Origin of the sequence: Xanthobacter wiegelii (assembly GCF_043193855.2) — a bacterium.
Lineage (GTDB): Bacteria > Pseudomonadota > Alphaproteobacteria > Rhizobiales > Xanthobacteraceae > Xanthobacter > Xanthobacter flavus_A.
Genome location: NZ_JBAFUY020000003.1, coordinates 38,072 through 54,962, shown reverse-complemented (window position 1 = coordinate 54,962; position 16,891 = coordinate 38,072). Strand labels below are relative to the sequence as shown.

The window sequence follows — 16,891 nt, the reverse complement described above, 5'->3', positions numbered from 1 at the left end:
CGGCGTCTCCTGTCGAAATCGGAGCGGATGCCCACCACGAACCACCCGCCTTTTTCACGGATCGCGCTGTCAACTGCCGCCGCAGCAGCCGGTCTTCTTCGGGTGATGACCAGCACTGGAGACTGACTTGTCCAGTTCGCCAGCGGGCGCGACCGTGTCGGGCGCCGCAGCATTTTCGTAATTGCCGCAGGAGCCAAGAGCATTCGCTTTCTCCGCGGCCTCTGCGCCGGCATGGCCATCGCAGCAGGAAGAGGCATTTGGGACCGAATGCTCGGAGGTCGTCTTGGTCTGGTCGGCAGACGTGGTGCTCATTCCGGTGACTCCTGCTTGCGGGCACGACGATAGATAGCGCCATTGCGGGCGCTGTCGCCCCATGCCGCACCCGCACTCTCATTTCCTGATTTTCAAACTTAGGCGATGGCCCGGTCAGCCATCTTTAATCTCGATTAAGGATCGGCATCCTTGGGTCGCGCATCGCTCCCGGAGCTGACGACCCCTTCAGACTCAGTGTTCCGCTTGTCTCATTTGGCGGCATTTCGAATTGCATCGCTGCGATACGCCGAAGGGGGTCAATCGCGCATCCAGAAATCGCTCTCCCCAGGGTTGGCTGAAGTCGTTTCCACGATGGCGCCGACTACTCGCCTAACATGGATGAGAATGTGCGTATTGCTCCGATCATTGCCGTCGTCATCCTCGCGGCCGCCGGGGCTGCCGGCTATGCCTATTGGTGGAGGCAACAGGCGACCCGCGTCCCCGCGGGACTGGCCCGGGCAAATGGCCGGATCGAAGTCGAACGCGTCGACATCGCTACCAAGTACGCGGGCCGCCTCGCCGAAGTGCGCGTCAACGAGGGCGCCGATGTTCAGAAGGATGGCATCCTCGCCCGCATCGACACGACCGAAATTCTTGCGCAACTCGCGGCAGCCAGAGCTGCCGTGCACCGCAGCCACCAGGGTGTGGCCATCGCCGAGTCCAATGTGGCTCTCCGCTCGGCAGAGTTGAAGCTTGCCGAAGTCGAGCTCCGGCGCATCGTCGAACTGATGCGCACGAATACGGCGACGCAAGCGGAACTTGATCGCCGCACGGCGCAAAGGGATATTTCAAAGGCCTCGCTGGATAGCGCGAAAGTCGCCATCGAGGACGCCAAGGCGGCCGTCGAGGCGGCTGAGGCCCAGGTCAGCCAGATCGAAGCCGCAATTGCGGACATGACGCTGAAAGCGCCGGTATCGGGTCGCGTCGAGTATCGTCTTGCACAGGCCGGGGAGGTCGTAGCTGTCGGCGGGCGGGTACTCACCCTTCTCGACCTTTCCGACGTCCACATGACGATCTTCCTGCCGACGAGCCAGGTCGGCAGCGTCGAACTCGGGTCGGATGCCCGTATCATGCTGGATGGTACGCCCGGCTACGTCGTTCCCGCAACAGTCGCCTTCGTTGCCTCGGAAGCGCAGTTCACGCCGAAATATGTCGAGACCGCGAACGAGCGCGAGAAGCTGATGTACCGCGTCAAGCTGCACATCGATCCGAAGCTCATCGAGACCTATCGCGCTTACGTCAAAGCCGGCATGACCGGCAACGCCTACGTCAAGGTCCAGCCCGGAGCGGCGTGGCCGACGAATCTGACGCCGAGGCTTCCGGATGTCCGCTGATGCCGAGCCGGCCGTTCGAGTCGATTCGGTCCATCACCGCTACGGTGACACCGTTGCGATTGACGGCGTCAGCCTATCGATCGCCTCCGGATCGACGGCGGCCTTCATCGGCCCCGATGGCGTCGGAAAGTCGACTCTCCTTGGCCTGATCGCCGGCGTCAAGCGCATCCAGTCCGGAACCGTGACGGCCCTCTCCGGCAACATGGCATCGAGCTCTCACCGTGACATCGTCGCGCCGCGCATCGCCTATATGCCGCAAGGCCTCGGCCGCAACCTCTATCCGACGCTCTCGGTGGTCGAGAACATCGATTTCTTCGGGCGCCTCTATGGCCAGAGCGAGAACGAACGTCGCTCACGCATCGCGGGCCTGCTGACCGCCACGGGGCTCGACCCATTCCCGGACCGCCTCGCCGGCAAGCTCTCGGGCGGGATGAAGCAGAAGCTCGGCCTGTGCTGCGCGCTGATCCACGATCCGGACCTCTTGATCCTCGACGAGCCGACGACCGGCGTCGATCCCCTGTCACGGCGTCAGTTCTGGGAGTTGATCGAACGGATCCGTGCTGAGCGCCCCGGCATGACACTTCTGGTGGCGACCGCCTATATGGAGGAGGCCGCGCGTTTCGACCACATCATAGCGATCGACGAGGGCAAGGTCATCGCCGCCGGCGACATGGCGGGGCTACTTGATCGGACCGCGACGCGTACGCTGGAGGAGGCCTATGTCGCGCTACAGCGCCCCGAACGGCGCGGCGATCAGGCGGCATTGGCAATCCCGCCGCTGCTGGAGAGCGGCGGGCCTCCGGCGATCGTCGCAGAGGCCCTGACCATGCGCTTCGGCGATTTCACCGCCGTCGATCATGTCAGTTTCCGCATCCGGCGCGGCGAGATTTTTGGGTTTCTCGGGTCGAACGGCTGCGGCAAGACGACGACGATGAAGATGCTCACTGGACTGCTGCCGGCGAGCGAAGGGCGAGCTGAGCTGCTGGGGAAACCGATCGACGCCCGTGATATCGCAACAAGAATGCGCATCGGCTACATGTCGCAAGCGTTCTCGCTCTATGAAGAGATCTCCGTCCGCGCGAATCTGGAGCTGCACGGACGTCTCTTCCGCATTCCCTCGGGCGAACTCAGGCTGCGCGTCGCCGCGGCGCTTACCCGTTTCGACCTCGACGCCGTTGCCGACGCCTCGCCGGCGTCGCTCCCGCTCGGGATGCGTCAGCGGCTCCAGCTTGCCGCCGCCTGTTTGCATCGGCCTGAAATATTGATCCTTGACGAGCCCACATCCGGCGTCGATCCGGCAGCGCGCGACAGGTTCTGGCGCCTCCTCGTCGAGATGTCGCGCCGCGACGGTGTAACGATCTTCATATCGACCCACTTCATGAACGAGGCCGAGCGGTGCGACCGCGTATCCTTGATGCATGCGGGCCGTGTCTTATCCGTCGGCAGCCCGGAGGAGCTTCGCGTCGCTCGTGGCACCACGACTCTCGAGGGCGCTTTCGTTGCCTATCTGGAGGAGGCGTCAGCGCCGCCTGCGTCCAAAGTGATGAAGGAAGCGCCTTCATTGGCGGCTGCCCCAAAGCCGATCGGTGCCCCGGATAATGTCCAAAAGGGAACATCGTCGGTATCCCAATCATCGCATAGGTCGTCGTCGGCTTCTTTGCGCCGAGTCTGGGCCTTTGCCCGGCGAGAGGCTGTGGAAGTCCTCCGGGATCGCATTCGGCTCGCCTTTGCGCTCCTCGGCCCGCTCGTACTTATGGTCGGGTTCGGCTACGGCATTTCGTTCGACATCGAGAATCTCCGTTATGCGGTTCTTGATCGCGATCAGTCCTACGAGAGCCGGCTATTCCTGGAGCAGTTTTCGCAATCCCGTTATTTTGTCGAACAAACGCGGCTGGACGACGAATTTGAGATTGATCGGCGTCTCCGATCCGGCGAGCTGCGGTTTGCCGTCGATATTCCGCCCGGCTTCGGTCGCGACCTTCTGCAGGATCGCCAGCCGCAAGTGAGCTTCTGGCTCGACGGTGGCGCGACGTTCCCTGCAGAGACGGCACGGGCCTATATCCAGGGCGCTGTTCTAACCTATGCCGCGGATCGCTACCGCCAGCTGCACGGCCGCGCTCCACAGGTCCTCCCGATCAATGTGGAACCCCGGTTTCGCTACAATCAGGATTTCCGCAGCGTTTTCGCGATCACGCCCGGCGCGATCATGCTTCTCCTGATCCTCATCCCCGCGATGCTGACAGCCGTTGGTGTCGTGCGTGAAAAGGAGATGGGGTCCATCACCAATGTGTATGCCTCGCCCGCGACCGTGGGCGAATATCTTATCGGCAAGCAATTGCCCTATATTGCGATTGGGTTTGTCAGCTTCGCCAGTCTCGTGCTCTTGGCCGGCGCGCTCTTTGGAGTTGTGGCCAAAGGGTCTCTCATCGGCCTTTCTCTCGCAGCGCTCATGTACGTGTTCGCGGCAACGGCCTTTGGACTACTGATATCCGCGTTCGTCTCGACGCAAGTCGCGGCGATCTTCGCGACGGCCGTTCTAACCGTAATCCCCACGGCGCACTATTCGGGGTTCCTCTATCCGGCCTCGACGTTGGAAGGCTTGGCGCGCGCGATGGGGGTCGGCTTTCCGGCATTCTGGTTTCAGACCGTGAGCCTGGGCGTCTTCGCGAAAGGGCTCGATGCCGATGCGTTCGTGCGCGAAATCGCCGTGCTGTTCGGCTTCGGGGTCGTCTTTCTCCTGCTGGCGCGCCTCGCCGTCCGCAAGCAAGGTTCGTAGCGATGCGCCAATGGATCCTCAACGTACTTTATCTGGGTTTCAAAGAGATCGCGAGCGTCCTGCGTGACGTGGCGATGGTCGGGCTGATCATCTACGTTTTTACAGTTGCCGTTTATTCTATGGCCACTGGTCTCAAGACCGAAGTGAACAATGCCAGCGTCGCTGTCGTCGACGCCGACCGTTCGACACTGTCGTCTCGCATCAAGGATGCGCTGCAGCCGCCTTACTTCAGCCCAGCGCGCGACATCGACCGTTCCGAAGTCGACGAGCTGTTGGACAAAGGGTCATATACGTTTGTCCTGGAGATACCCCCCCGCCTCGAAGCGGACCTCCTCGCAAATCGTGGCCCCTCGATTCAAATCAACGTCGACGCGACGGCCGTGAGCCAAGCCGCTGTGGGAACGGCCTATATCCAGGAAATCATCGCCCGCGAGGCGGCAAACTTTCTGCATCAGCACGGCACGAGCGAAGTCGTTCCCATCGAGCCGGTCATCCGCGCCTTGTTCAACCAGAACCTTGAGGCGATCCGCTTCAATGCGAGCATGGACATCATCATGAACGTAACGATGCTCGGGATCATTCTCGTCGGGGCAGCCGTCATGCGCGAACGAGAACACGGCACCATTGAACATTTGCTGGTGATGCCGGTCCGGCCGAGTGAGATTGCCGCAGCGAAGATCTGGGCGAACGGTCTGATCATTCTCCTGGCAGCCGGCTTTTCTTTGCACGTTGTCATAGAGTTCGTGCTGCAGATACCGATCATCGGCTCTGTCGAGCTTTTCCTGGCTGGAACCGCCATCTATCTCTTCGCGGTGACGTCGCTCGGTATTTTGCTCGCGACGATCGCGAACTCGATGCCGCAGTTCGCGCTGCTGGCGATCCCGGTGTTCGTCGTCATGTTCCTGCTGTCAGGCACGTTCACGCCGTTTGAGAGCATGCCTCCGATCCTGCAGGACATCATGTATGCGGTGCCCTCGACGCACTTTGTGAGATTTGCGCAGTCGATCTTGTATCGAGGTGCGGGACTCGATGTCGTCTGGAAGGATTTGATGGTCATGACCGCATTGGGGGCGGTGTTCCTTGCCGCCGCTCTCTCACGATTCAGGTCGATGCTCGTACGACAGTCGTAAGGTGCTGTTCGTGAGTGGTCGAGACCTGCCTCTTCCACCGAATAGCCGGCAACTGTTCGCGCAATCCGCGGAGCGTGGCGCTCGCGGTCGTCCATTGATACTTCCTCGCCCGCCCATCGCCAGTGCCATGGCGCCGTTTCAGTTACGATAAACTCAGAAACATCGTCGAGAGGCGACATTCAGCCAAGGCTTGCATTGATTTCCTCCAATCGTGCCATGCCTGGGCACAGTTCCTTTTGCGACAGCGCATTGAGGGGCGTATCTGTCGTGTTGAGATCGGCGTGCAATTCATCCTTGTCGCTTGCAACATAGAGCAGGCCCGTCACGATCTCGGACTTGGCCTCGTGTTCGAGCAGAAAGTCTATTGCGGCGCGGCGATCGTGCACGCTGTATTCGGCGTTCAGCTTTCTCAGCCGGAGCCAGGACCCGTCGTGCTGTTGAACCAATTCGAGCTTGCCGGGCTCGTAGTCGACCGTGATCGGCGTGCGCCCGACGATCACGTCTATCCGATTGACCGCAATGTTGTGCTCGCGGACATAGTCATAACTCTTGGTGGAGCCCTCGTGGTTGTTGAAGGCGACGCAGGGCGAGATGACGTCGACAAAGGCCGCGCCTTCGTGCTCGATCGCGCCCTTGATGAGCGAGACGAGCTGCGCCTTGTCGCCGGAGAACGAGCGGGCGACGTAGCTTGCGCCGAGCTGGAGTGCCAGGGCGGTAAGATCGATGGGCTTGTCGATGTTGACGACACCCTGCTTGGACGTCGATCCATCATCGGCGGTTGCGGAGAACTGGCCCTTGGTCAGGCCATAGACGCCGTTGTTCTCGACGATATAGACCATGTTGACGCCGCGGCGCAGCGCATGCGCGAACTGGCCAAGGCCGATCGAGGCGCTGTCTCCATCGCCTGACACGCCGAGATAGATCAGGTCGCGATTGGCAAGGCTGGCCCCGGTCAGGACCGACGGCATGCGCCCGTGCACGGAGTTGAAGCCGTGGGAATTTCCCAGAAAATAGGTCGGCGTCTTCGAGGAGCAGCCGATGCCCGAGATCTTGGCCACTCGGTGCGGTGCGATCGATAGCTCGAAGCATGCCTCGACGATCGCAGCAGTGATGGAATCGTGGCCGCATCCCGCGCACAGCGTGGAAATCGCCCCCTCATAGTCGCGTCGCGTATAGCCGAGCGTGTTTTCCGGCAGTGCGGGGTGATGGAATTTTGGCTTGGCGAGATAACTCATGCGACTGCCCTTTCGCTCTGCTTCGCGGCTTCGCCGAGACGGGCGGCGATGGCGGCCGCGATGAATCGGGCGGTGATCGGCGTTCCGTCGAAATGCAGCACCGGCGTCAGCTTCGCAGGATTGACGCCGCATTCCGTGATGATCAGCGTGCGAAGCTGGGCGTCGCGGTTCTGCTCGACCACGAACACCGCCTCATGTGTGCGCAGGAAAGCGTCGACATCGCGGTTGAAGGGAAACGCCCTGACCCGCATCCGGTCGAGAGCATGGCCATCAGCCACCAACAGATCGACTGCCTCGTCCATGGCAGGAGATGTCGAGCCGAAATAGATCACCCCGTAGCGCGAAGGGGTGCTGGCCAGGGTGATGACGGGGCCGGGAACGAGATCCTTTGCTGTCTCGAACTTCTTTAGCAGCCGTTCCATGTTGTCGACATAGGGGCCGCCCTCTTCAGTATAGCGTGCATAGCGGTCCCGGGTCGTGCCGCGGGTAAAGAAGGAGCCCTTGCGCGGATGGGTGCCAGGGTAGGTACGATAGGGAATGCCGTCGCCGTCGACGTCGAGATAACGGCCGAAGTCCTTGCCGGCGTCGAGATCGGCTGCGGTCATCACCTTGCCGCGGTCGTAGACCCGGTCGTCGTCCCAGCGCAGCGGCGCACAGAGCCGATGGTTCATGCCGATGTCGAGATCGAGCATGAGCAGGACCGGCGTCTGCAGCCGGTCGGCGAGATCGAAGGAGAGGGCGCTGAACTCGAAAGCCTCTGCCGGCCCCTCCGGGAAGAGCAGGACATGCTTGGTGTCGCCGTGCGAGGCATAAGCCGCGAGCAGGATGTCGGACTGCTGCGTGCGCGTCGGCATGCCCGTCGAGGGGCCGCCGCGCTGCACATCCATGATCACGGCCGGGATCTCGGCGAAATAGGCTAGCCCGAGAAACTCCTGCATCAGCGAGATGCCGGGTCCGGAGGTCGGCGCGAAGGCCCGCGCGCCGTTCCAGGCGGCGCCGATCACCATGCCACTGGAAGCGAGCTCGTCCTCTGTCTGGATGATGGCGTAGCGCTTCTTTCCGGTCTCGGGATCGATCCGGAAGCGCGCGCAATAGGCGGAGAAGGCGTCGGCGATCGAGGTCGAGGGCGTGATCGGATACCACGCGCAGACCGTAGCGCCGCCGAACACCGCGCCGAGCGCCGTCGCGGAATTGCCGTCGATGAAGATGCGCCCGCCGACGGCGTCCGCGCGCCGAACGCGCAGGCCGATCGGACAGGGGAGATTTTCGATCGCCCAGTCACGGCCGAGATGGAAGGCCCGGACGTTGGCCTCGATGAGGCGCTCCTTGCCCGCGAATTGTCGGCCGATAAGCGTGTCGATCTCACCGGTGTCCATCTCGAGCACCGCGGCGAGAACACCAATATACATGATGTTCTTGAAGAGCTGCCGTTCCCGCGGGTCGTTGTATTCCTTGTTGCAGATTGCGCCCAGCGGAGCGCCGAGGACGGTGATATCCTCGCGGAACTGGGATTTCTGAACGGGACGCGTCGAATCGTAGATCAGGTATCCACCCGGTTCGAGCCCGGCCTGGTCCTTGGCGAAGGTCTGGGGGTTCATCGCCACCACGAGATCGGTTCCGCCGCGTGCGCCCAGATAGCCGGCCTCGCAGACGCGGACCTCGTACCAGGTCGGAAGGCCCTGGATGTTCGATGGGAATATGTTGCGCGCCGCGACCGGCACGCCCATTCGCAGCACCGCCCGCGCGAACAGCTCGTTGGCGCTTGCGGACCCCGATCCATTGGTGTTGGCAAAGCGGACGACGAAGTCGTTGACGCGGCTTATCGCGAGCGTGTCGGGCATGTGTCACCTGCATGGGTCATGTCGATGAAGTATTTCTGCATGCTCCAGGCGCCGGTCGGGCAGCGCTCGGCGCACAATCCGCAATGCAGGCAAAGGTCCTCGTCCTTCACCATGACGCGTCCGGTCTTCAACCCGTCCGCGACATAGAGATCCTGGAGCGGGTTCAGCGCGGGCACCCGTAGCCGCAGGCGCAGCTCCTGCTCCTCGCCGTTCTCGGTGAAGGTGATGCAGTCCATCGGGCAGATGTCGACGCAGGAATCGCATTCGATGCAGGACGGCCCGCTGAACACCGTTTCGACATCGCAGTTGAGGCAGCGATCTGCCTCGGCGAGCGCCAGGGCCGGGTCATAGCCGAGTTCCACCTCCGTGCGGATGTCCTTCAGCGCGGTCTTGTTATCGCGCGAGGGCACCGGGAAGCGGTGGTCGAGCGTGACCTCGCTGTCATAGGCCCACTCGTGGATGCCCAGCTTTTCGCTCTCGATCTGCACATGGGGTAACAGGCGTTCGCCGATGTCCTCGCCTGACAGCAGGCGGTGGATCGACAGCGCTGCGTCGTGGCCGTGGGCGACGGCGCTGATGATGTTTTTCGGGCCCCGCGCCGCGTCGCCCCCGAAGAACACCTTGGGGTGGGTCGAGGCGAAGGTCGTTTCCGCCACGACCGGCATGTCCCATTTGTCGAAGTCGATTCCGATATCGCGTTCGATCCATGGAAAGGCGTTCTGCTGACCGATTGCGATTACGACCTCGTCGCAGTCGATCTGCCGCGGCGGCTCGCCCGTCGGTACGAACGTGGAGCGGCCGTTTTCGGTGACGGTCGTGACTGGTTCGACCAGCAGGCCCGTCAGGCGACCGCCCTCGACGATGAAGGCTTTGGGCGCGAGATCGGCCGAGATGGTGATCCCCTCGTGGAGGAGCGCTTCCTTCTCCCAGCTTGCCGCCGGCATGTCGTCGAAGCCCTCGCGGACGATGACGCTGACCTCCTCGCCGCCGAGGCGCCGGGCAGAGCGGCCGCAATCCATGGCGGTGTTGCCGCCGCCGATCACGACGACACGCCGGCCTGTGCTTGTCACATGCCCGAACGACACTGACGCCAGCCAGTCGAGTCCGATGTGGACACTGCCTGCCGCTTCTTTCCGGCCGGGGATGTCAAGGTCTCGGGCGCGGGGGGCGCCGGAGCCGATGAACACGGCATCATAACCCTCCGAAAGCAGCGCCTTAAGGCTGTCGATGCGCTTGCCGGAATGAAAGGTGACGCCGAGATCGAGGATATAGCCGCATTCCTCGTCGATCACGGAATCAGGCAGCCGGAATTTCGGGATCTGGCTGCGTATCATGCCGCCGGCCTTGGGGTTGCCGTCGAACACGGTGCAGTCATATCCGAGCGGCGCAAGATCGCGCGCGACCGTCAGCGAGGCGGGACCTGCGCCCACCAGCGCGACGCGCTTGCCGTTCGTGTGGGCAGTCGGCCTGGGGAGGCGGTCGCGGATGTCGTCCTTGAAATCGGCCGCGACCCGCTTGAGCCGGCAGATCGCCACCGGCGCCTCCTCGACCCGGCCGCGCCGGCAGGCCGGCTCGCAGGGCCGGTCGCAGGTGCGCCCGAGGATTCCCGGAAAGACGTTCGATCTCCAGTTGATCATGTATGCGTCGGTATAGCGGCCCTGCGCGATCAGACGGATGTATTCGGGAACCGGCGTATGCGCCGGGCAGGCCCACTGACAGTCCACGACTTTGTGAAAATAGTCAGGTGCGGAAATGTCCGTCAGTTTCATCTCATCATCTCCTGCATCCGGGGTGCCTTCACGCGCGACGTCAAAGGTCTGCCGCCAAGACTGGGAGCAGGGTGCTGCCGGATCTTAGACATATCCGATCCATTTCCAGTAAGTTGCGCCAAGCAGCATGACGAGCGCGAAGGCGATCACTGTGAGCACGAGGCCGGTGCGCACGAAGTCCTTCGCCTCGAAGGTCTCGGTTCCGTATGCCACCATGTTCTGCGGCGCGTTCACCACGAGGATGAAGCCGAAGCTGACGACGAACTGCAGCAGTATGGTCATGCCGATGATGTTGATGCCGGGGGTCGATACGCTCTGCAGCACGGCGATGACGATGGGGATCATCGCAGAGGCGAGTGCCGTCGCGCTGGCGAAGCCGAGATGGATCACGATGAGGAACAGGCTGAGCACGGCGAGGATGAAGAGAGAGGTTCCGCCGGCGAGCCCGAACCGCTCCACCACGATGCCGGCGAGCCAGACCGCGCCGCCCGTCTGGAGAAGCGCGGTGCCGAGGCTGATGCCGATACCGAACAGGATGACCGTGCCCCACGGGATCCGCGGCTGCGCCTCTTTCCACGTCATGATGCCGATGCCGGGCACAAACATCAGCGCTACCGCGGCGACCGTCGTCGACGAGGTGTCGAACGGATGCAGGACCCCTTCCGTCGACCAGAAGGCGAGCAGGGTGAGCGACAGGGTGAGCAGCTTCTTTTCTGCCGTCTTCATGGGGCCGAGCTCGGCGAGCGATTTGCGGATCGCCGCCCGTCCGCCCGGGACTTCATCGACCTCTGGCTTCATCATCCGCGTCATGACGAAATAAAGCACCACCGTCATGATAACGGCGAAGGGCGCAGCGGCGACGAACCATTCCAGCCAGGTAACGGTGTAGTTCAGGGTTCGCTCGATGAAGCCGACGGCCACCATGTTTTGGGCGGCTGCCGTTTTGATGCCGATATTCCAAATGCTGGCGGTGTTCACCGTGGTGATCATCAGCATGCCGGCGAAGGCGCCGTTCTTGTTCACGCCGAACGCCGCGATGATGCCGAGCATGATGGGAACGATGCTGGCCACGCGGGCCGTGGTGGATGGCACGAGAAAAGCCATGACGATGCCCACGATGATCGCGCCGATGACGACGTCGCGGCTCCGGGTGCCGGTGCGCGAGAGGATGACGAGGGCAATGCGCTTGTCGAGCCCGGTGATCGTCATCGCGGCGGCGAGGAACAGCGCCGCCGCGACCAGAACGAGCGCAGTATTGGCGAAGCCGCCAAAGGCCAGGCCGAGCCCTCTGCTGGTGCCCATCAGCACGTCAGGATTCGTCTGAGAGGGGGACAGCCCCAGCAGGAACGCCATCAGGGCAGCGATGATCAGGGCCGAGACGGCGTAATCGACCGCTTCCGTCATCCACACGATCACGGCGAAGGCCAGCACCGCCAGCATGCGCTGGCCCGCGACGGGCAGCCCCTCCGGGGTCGGGAGCATGATGACGATGATAAGCGCCGCAAGACCCGTAAGCAGGCCCCAATGCGAGCGGAGCCAAGATGGCTCCTGAGGCGCGCGGCCAGACTGGGACCTCGAACCTTGCTCTGAAGGGGCGGCGATATTGCGATCTGTCGTTCCGGACACGATGTCGAAATCCCCTTGCATTGCCAGCGCAAACACTGGCCGGGGGGAACACCGGAAACCTTAATCGATATCAAAGAATCTACTGATCGCGGCATTCGACCGTTTGGACGTTGTACGAACAGCGGACTGAAACACTTTCTCGGGGCGGGCTGTTTTGAAGATGAAAAAGGGGAATCGTGAGCCTGTTGATCAACGGTATTGCTGGCTCTGTTGTTCGCGACTTTTGAATGGCGTATTAATTAGAATGATTATAAGGAAGGGCATTCGCCCGCCGTGGCAGTCGGCGACCAGCCATCCAGAGGTTCGACGTGGGTCTGTTCACCGGCCTGGCCACGGCCCGCGCCAGACTGTTGCTGGTCGTCATCGCATTATTGGGGCTGGCGGGCGGCGGGATCGCCTTTCTGACGGACAATGGCGCTTGGGCTGAACGCCTCTGGTCTGCAGGGACGCTCCCCGTTCTGGCGGCGCTCATCATCGAGATCTTCTCTGCCCTCCGACGCGGCCAGATCGGGCTCGACATCGTTGCCGGCTTGTCCATGTCGACGGCGCTCGCCTTCGGCGAACCGCTCGCCGGCAACGTCGTGGCGTTGATGTATGCTGGCGGCCAACAACTGGAGAGTTTCGCCGAGGGCCGGGCGCGGCGAGAAATGACGGCGCTGCTCGGGCGCGTCTCGCGGACCGCCATGCGCTATGCCGGCAATCTACTCGAGGAGGTGACGATCGAAAGCCTTCGCCCCGGCGATCGCATTCTGGTGCGCCGTGGCGAGGTGATCCCGGCTGACGGGAAGGTCGCGGCGGGTGAAGCGCTGCTCAACGAGGCGGCGCTCACTGGGGAGGCGTTGCCAGAACGCAGGCTCGCCGACGAGGAGATCCTGAGTGGTTCCACCTGCGTGGGTGACGCGTTCGATCTCGTCGTGGCCCGCGAGGCGGCGGAAAGCACCTACGCCAACATCGTCCGTCTGGTCGAGACGGCGCAGAAGAGCAAGGCGCCGATGGTACGCATGGCGGACCGCTATGCGATCTGGTTCCTGCTGTTCACGGTCGTTCTCGCTGGCGCGGCATGGGGGCTGAGCGGCGATCGCCTGCGCGCCTTGGCGGTTCTGGTCGTTGCCACCCCCTGTCCGCTCATCCTGGCCGTGCCCGTGGCGATCATATCGGGCATGTCGCGCGCGGCCGCGCGCGGCGTCCTCGTCAAGAACGGCGGGGCGCTCGAAGCGCTGGCCAGGATACGCACGGTCATTCTCGACAAGACCGGAACGCTGACTTTCGGCCGGGCCGCCGTCACCGGAATCCGGACCGTGGAAGGCTGGGACCAGGACGAGATCCTGCGGCTCGCTGCCTCGCTCGATCAGGCCTCGGCCCATGTCACGGCAGAGGCGCTGGTGACGGCGGCGCATGAGCGCGGGCTTGTTCTGTCGAGCCCTTCCGAGGCTCAGGAGACGGCAGGCACCGGCATCGAAGGCATCGTCGAGGGCCGGCGTGTCGTGGTCGGCGGCAGCGACTTCGTCCGCTCCCGCAGTGCCGCGGGCAATCCGCGTGCATTGGGGACCGGGCTCGCTCAGGGAACCGTGGTGGTCGCCGTGGCCGTGGATGGCACCGTGGCGGGCATCATCACGCTCGCCGACCCCATCCGCCCCGATGCCGCAGGCGTGCTCGCCGCGTTCCGCAAGGCCGGCATCCGCCGCATCGTCCTTGCCTCCGGCGATCGCGACGATGTCGTGGCGGATGTCGGACACCGGCTGCAACTGGACGCCGCGCAGGGTGAGCTGGACCCGGCCGCCAAGGTGGAGGTCGTCCTGCGCGAACGAGCCGCCGCCGCGGTGATGATGGTCGGCGACGGGGTCAATGACGCGCCTGCGCTCGCCGCGGCTGATGTCGGCGTCGCGATGGGCGCCCGGGGTTCGGCAGCGTCCTCGGAAGCGGCCGACATCGTTCTCCTTGTCGACCGGCTCGACCGGCTGGCCGACGCGCTTTTCCTGGCTCATCGCACGAAGCGGATCGCGCTGCAGAGCGTCATCGCCGGGATCGGTCTGTCGGTCATGGCGATGGCTGTTGCCTCCCTCGGGTTCCTTCCGCCGGTGCAGGGCGCGCTGACGCAGGAACTGATCGACGTCGCCGTCATCCTAAACGCGCTCAGGGCGCTGCGGCCAATCCCGGCCGGAGGCACCGATGAGCATTCCTGATGATCGTCCGCAGGCGGACAGGCGGGACTGGGGCACGCCGCCCGAAGTGTTCCACGCTTTCCTCAAGCTGGGCCTCACCTCCTTCGCCGGGCCGATCGCCGATCTCGGCTATTTCCGCGACGAACTCGTGGTGCGCCGGAAGTGGATCGATGCGGCCGGCTACGCCGATCTCGTCGCGCTCTGCCAGTTCTTGGCAAGCTGCTATGTGCCGGGATCCGACGGCGGCATTGAGTAATTTAACGCGTACAGAAATCGCTGTTCGCCGATCCGGCGACGTTCCTCGAACGCAGCCCATGGCGTCAGCATCGGCTCACCGATCGCGCCGGCGTGGGTGGCATCGAAGCTGTACCTCGCATCCGGCGTCGGGCTTGGCAGGCCATCGGGCTGGCTGAGCCCGAGGCCATCTTTAACCTGCATCAATGACATGCGGCGGAACGCAGGAGACCTGTATTGGGCGGGCGTGATGTCGCGCGGAAAAGGAGAGACGAGACGATGAGCACAGAGCAGGAAAGTCCGGCCGACAGCCCTCTCAAGCTGAAGATCGAGCACCGCGCATATGAAATCTGGGTGGGCGAAGGCAGTCCGAATGGCTGCGATCTGGAGCATTGGCTGCGAGCCGAAGCCGAGGTCACATCGGCAGAACCCGAGAGCAAACTCGCTTTGAAAAGCGCCGCAGCTGCGAAGAAGGCCTCATAGTGTTCATCGGCTGCTTCGGGCGTCCATGGCAGTGCGTACTGAAAAGTGATCTTGGTGTGCTCTGGCTTTGGCCGGCGATGGTAGGCGGGAGGTTTGGACGCGATCGAGCCTTTGTGCGATGCCGGGCTGCCGCGATATCCGGCCAGTCTGGCTGGAATGGGAATAGGGGACCTTCATGAAAGCCCTCGAACCCTTCCTCTATCACACGACTGTCGCGTACTTTTCGATGGAGATCGCGCTCCGTCCAGACATTCACACCTATAGCGGCGGGCTTGGCGTCCTGGCGGGCGACACGGCCCGCTCAGCGGCTGATCTGAATCTCCCGATGGTCTTCGTAACCTTACTCAGTCGAGAAGGCTATGTTCGCCAGGAGCTGAGCGCCGGTGGCGCGCAGATCGATAAGCCGAATCCATGGACGCCGACGGACTCGACACATCCGCTTCCCGCCATGGTGGCCATTTCCATCGAGGGGCGGAGCGTCTGGATCCAGCCGAGGCTCTACCGCCTGGCATGCCCGATCGGGCACGCCGTTCCGGTGTTGCTGCTGGACACCGACCTCGACCAGAACGCTGCTGAGGACAGGAAAATAACCGACCGCCTCTACGGCGGCGACGATGCCTATCGGCTGAAGCAGGACATCGTGCTCGGGATCGGAGGCCTGCTCGCGTTGCGCGCGCTCGGCTTCTCGATCCGCACCTACCATTTGAACGAGGGACATGCGGCGCTTCTTGCGCTGCAGTTGCTTCGGGAAACACGCCGACCGACCGACGATCTCGCTCCTGGCGGAAGTCTCTATGATCGCGGCGTGGTGCGAGAAAAATGCGTATTTACGACCCATACTCCGGTCGAGGCAGGGTTTGACAAGTTCGACTACGCTCTCATCGACCGCGTACTGGGCGACTACCTGGAAGTCGACGAGTTGAAACAGCTGGCCGGCCAGGATCGGCTCAATATGACGCAACTCGCCCTGAATCTGAGCGGCTATGTCAACGGCGTGGCGCGGCGGCATGCAGAGACCACCCGGAAGATGTTTCCGGGCTATCAAATACGCTCGATCACCAATGGTGTTCATGCCCACACGTGGACGCATCGGGCACTGGCGGAACTCCATGTGGCGCGGTTCCCGCACTGGGCTCACGAGCCCGAGATCCTGGCCTTTGCGGACCAATTGGCTGATGAGGATGTGTGGAACGCCCACCAGGTGGCAAAATCGGAACTTGTCGAACACGTCAGGAATGCAACTGGCACGCTGATGCATGCGGATGTTCCGCTTATCGGGCTTGCGCGGCGGATGACGGCCTATAAGCGACCGGATTTGCTTTTCAGCGACCTCGAGCGATTGATGACAATTGCCCAGGACCAGCCGTTCCAGGTCGTCCTGGCCGGTCTTGCTCACCCGCGCGATGAACCCGGGCACCGGTTGATCGAGAGCTTTCACCGGCACATCGAGCGGCTTGCCGGTGTCGTGCCCGTGGTATTCCTGCCCGGCTACGACATGAAACTTGGCGCTGCGATGGTTTCGGGCAGCGACATATGGCTGAATACGCCACTTCCACCTCTGGAGGCTTCTGGCACCAGCGGCATGAAGGCGGCGTTGAACGGCGTGTTGAACTTCAGCGTCCTTGACGGCTGGTGGATCGAGGGTTGGGTCGAGGGAGTTACCGGATGGGCGATCGAAGGACATCCGCCGGGAGCAGGAGACGCCTCGGCGCTTTTCGACAAGCTGCAGTCCGTCGTTCTTCCGCTCTATTACAATGACAGGGCGCGCTGGATCTGGATGATGAAGCAGTCGATCAGCAAGATCGGCGCGACCTTCAACAGCCAGCGCATGATGCGCCGCTATGCGACGGAAGCCTATATGCGCTGACCACAGCGGCCGACGCTGGTTCGACTCGAGCGGTGAAAAGGCCCCGATTGCTTGTACCGATTCCGGGTAGAGAACGCGGGGCCAGGTGCCGAGATCGATCAACGCAGGGTTCTGCAATGCAG

The 16,891-nt window shown here is 63.0% G+C and carries 11 protein-coding genes and 1 pseudogene; 7 read left to right on the top strand and 5 right to left on the bottom strand.

Annotated elements, in window-relative coordinates; all coding sequences use genetic code 11:
- Nucleotides 1–69: 69 nt before the first annotated feature.
- Nucleotides 70–312 (bottom strand): hypothetical protein, encoded by a 243-nt coding sequence (locus V5F63_RS25905; RefSeq protein ID WP_394015565.1) that lies wholly within the window; start codon nt 310–312, stop codon nt 70–72.
- A 335-nt stretch (nt 313–647) separates the two neighbouring features.
- Here V5F63_RS25905 and V5F63_RS25900 point away from each other — a divergent pair, with 335 nt between their 5' ends.
- From V5F63_RS25900 to V5F63_RS25890, 3 genes are read left to right on the top strand one after another with little or no spacing between them, the layout of a single operon-like run.
- Nucleotides 648–1,646, top strand: a complete 999-nt coding sequence (locus V5F63_RS25900; protein ID WP_394015564.1) for an HlyD family secretion protein — start codon at nt 648–650, stop codon at nt 1,644–1,646.
- Nucleotides 1,636–4,422, top strand: a complete 2,787-nt coding sequence (rbbA, locus tag V5F63_RS25895) for a ribosome-associated ATPase/putative transporter RbbA (RefSeq protein WP_394015563.1) — start codon at nt 1,636–1,638, stop codon at nt 4,420–4,422. Before V5F63_RS25900 ends, rbbA begins: the two co-directional genes overlap by 11 nt.
- 2 nt (nt 4,423–4,424) lie before the next feature.
- Nucleotides 4,425–5,552: an ABC transporter permease gene (locus V5F63_RS25890; protein WP_213375327.1), complete on the top strand. Its 1,128-nt coding sequence runs from the start codon at nt 4,425–4,427 to the stop codon at nt 5,550–5,552.
- A 179-nt stretch (nt 5,553–5,731) separates the two neighbouring features.
- Here V5F63_RS25890 and V5F63_RS25885 read toward each other — a convergent pair whose 3' ends face one another.
- The 4 genes from V5F63_RS25885 to V5F63_RS25870 all read right to left on the bottom strand — a co-directional run bounded on the left by V5F63_RS25885 (nt 5,732) and on the right by V5F63_RS25870 (nt 12,044).
- The gene (locus tag V5F63_RS25885; RefSeq protein WP_298307262.1) at nt 5,732–6,787 is read right to left on the bottom strand and encodes a 2-oxoacid:ferredoxin oxidoreductase subunit beta; all 1,056 of its coding nucleotides are present in this window, start codon (nt 6,785–6,787) and stop codon (nt 5,732–5,734) included.
- Complete coding sequence (locus tag V5F63_RS25880; protein ID WP_298307265.1) at nt 6,784–8,628, bottom strand: 2-oxoacid:acceptor oxidoreductase subunit alpha; 1,845 nt, start codon at nt 8,626–8,628, stop codon at nt 6,784–6,786. The genes V5F63_RS25885 and V5F63_RS25880 overlap by 4 nt, the downstream gene beginning before the upstream one ends.
- Entirely contained in the window at nt 8,607–10,397 is a 1,791-nt protein-coding gene (locus V5F63_RS25875; protein ID WP_298307267.1) for an FAD-dependent oxidoreductase, read from the bottom strand. The genes V5F63_RS25880 and V5F63_RS25875 overlap by 22 nt, the downstream gene beginning before the upstream one ends.
- Nucleotides 10,398–10,481: 84 nt before the next feature.
- Nucleotides 10,482–12,044 carry a DASS family sodium-coupled anion symporter gene (locus V5F63_RS25870; RefSeq protein ID WP_509210865.1) on the bottom strand — a complete coding sequence of 521 codons (1,563 nt, stop codon included), beginning with the start codon at nt 12,042–12,044 and terminating at the stop codon, nt 10,482–10,484.
- A 287-nt stretch (nt 12,045–12,331) separates the two neighbouring features.
- Between V5F63_RS25870 and V5F63_RS25865 the strand changes: the two genes are divergently transcribed.
- The 4 genes and pseudogenes from V5F63_RS25865 (at nt 12,332) to glgP (ending at nt 16,769) form a co-directional block, all read left to right on the top strand.
- The gene (locus tag V5F63_RS25865; RefSeq protein WP_394015562.1) at nt 12,332–14,206 is read left to right on the top strand and encodes a heavy metal translocating P-type ATPase; all 1,875 of its coding nucleotides are present in this window, start codon (nt 12,332–12,334) and stop codon (nt 14,204–14,206) included.
- Nucleotides 14,193–14,399: pseudogene (locus V5F63_RS25860) on the top strand (chromate transporter); the annotation flags it as partial. The gene V5F63_RS25865 and the pseudogene V5F63_RS25860, both read left to right, overlap by 14 nt.
- A gap of 299 nt (nt 14,400–14,698) precedes the next feature.
- On the top strand, nt 14,699–14,902 hold the full coding sequence (locus V5F63_RS25855; RefSeq protein ID WP_298307270.1) for a DUF2934 domain-containing protein: 204 nt from the start codon (nt 14,699–14,701) through the stop codon (nt 14,900–14,902).
- A gap of 175 nt (nt 14,903–15,077) precedes the next feature.
- Nucleotides 15,078–16,769, top strand: a complete 1,692-nt coding sequence (glgP, locus tag V5F63_RS25850) for an alpha-glucan family phosphorylase (protein WP_394015561.1) — start codon at nt 15,078–15,080, stop codon at nt 16,767–16,769.
- Nucleotides 16,770–16,891 lie beyond the last annotated feature (122 nt).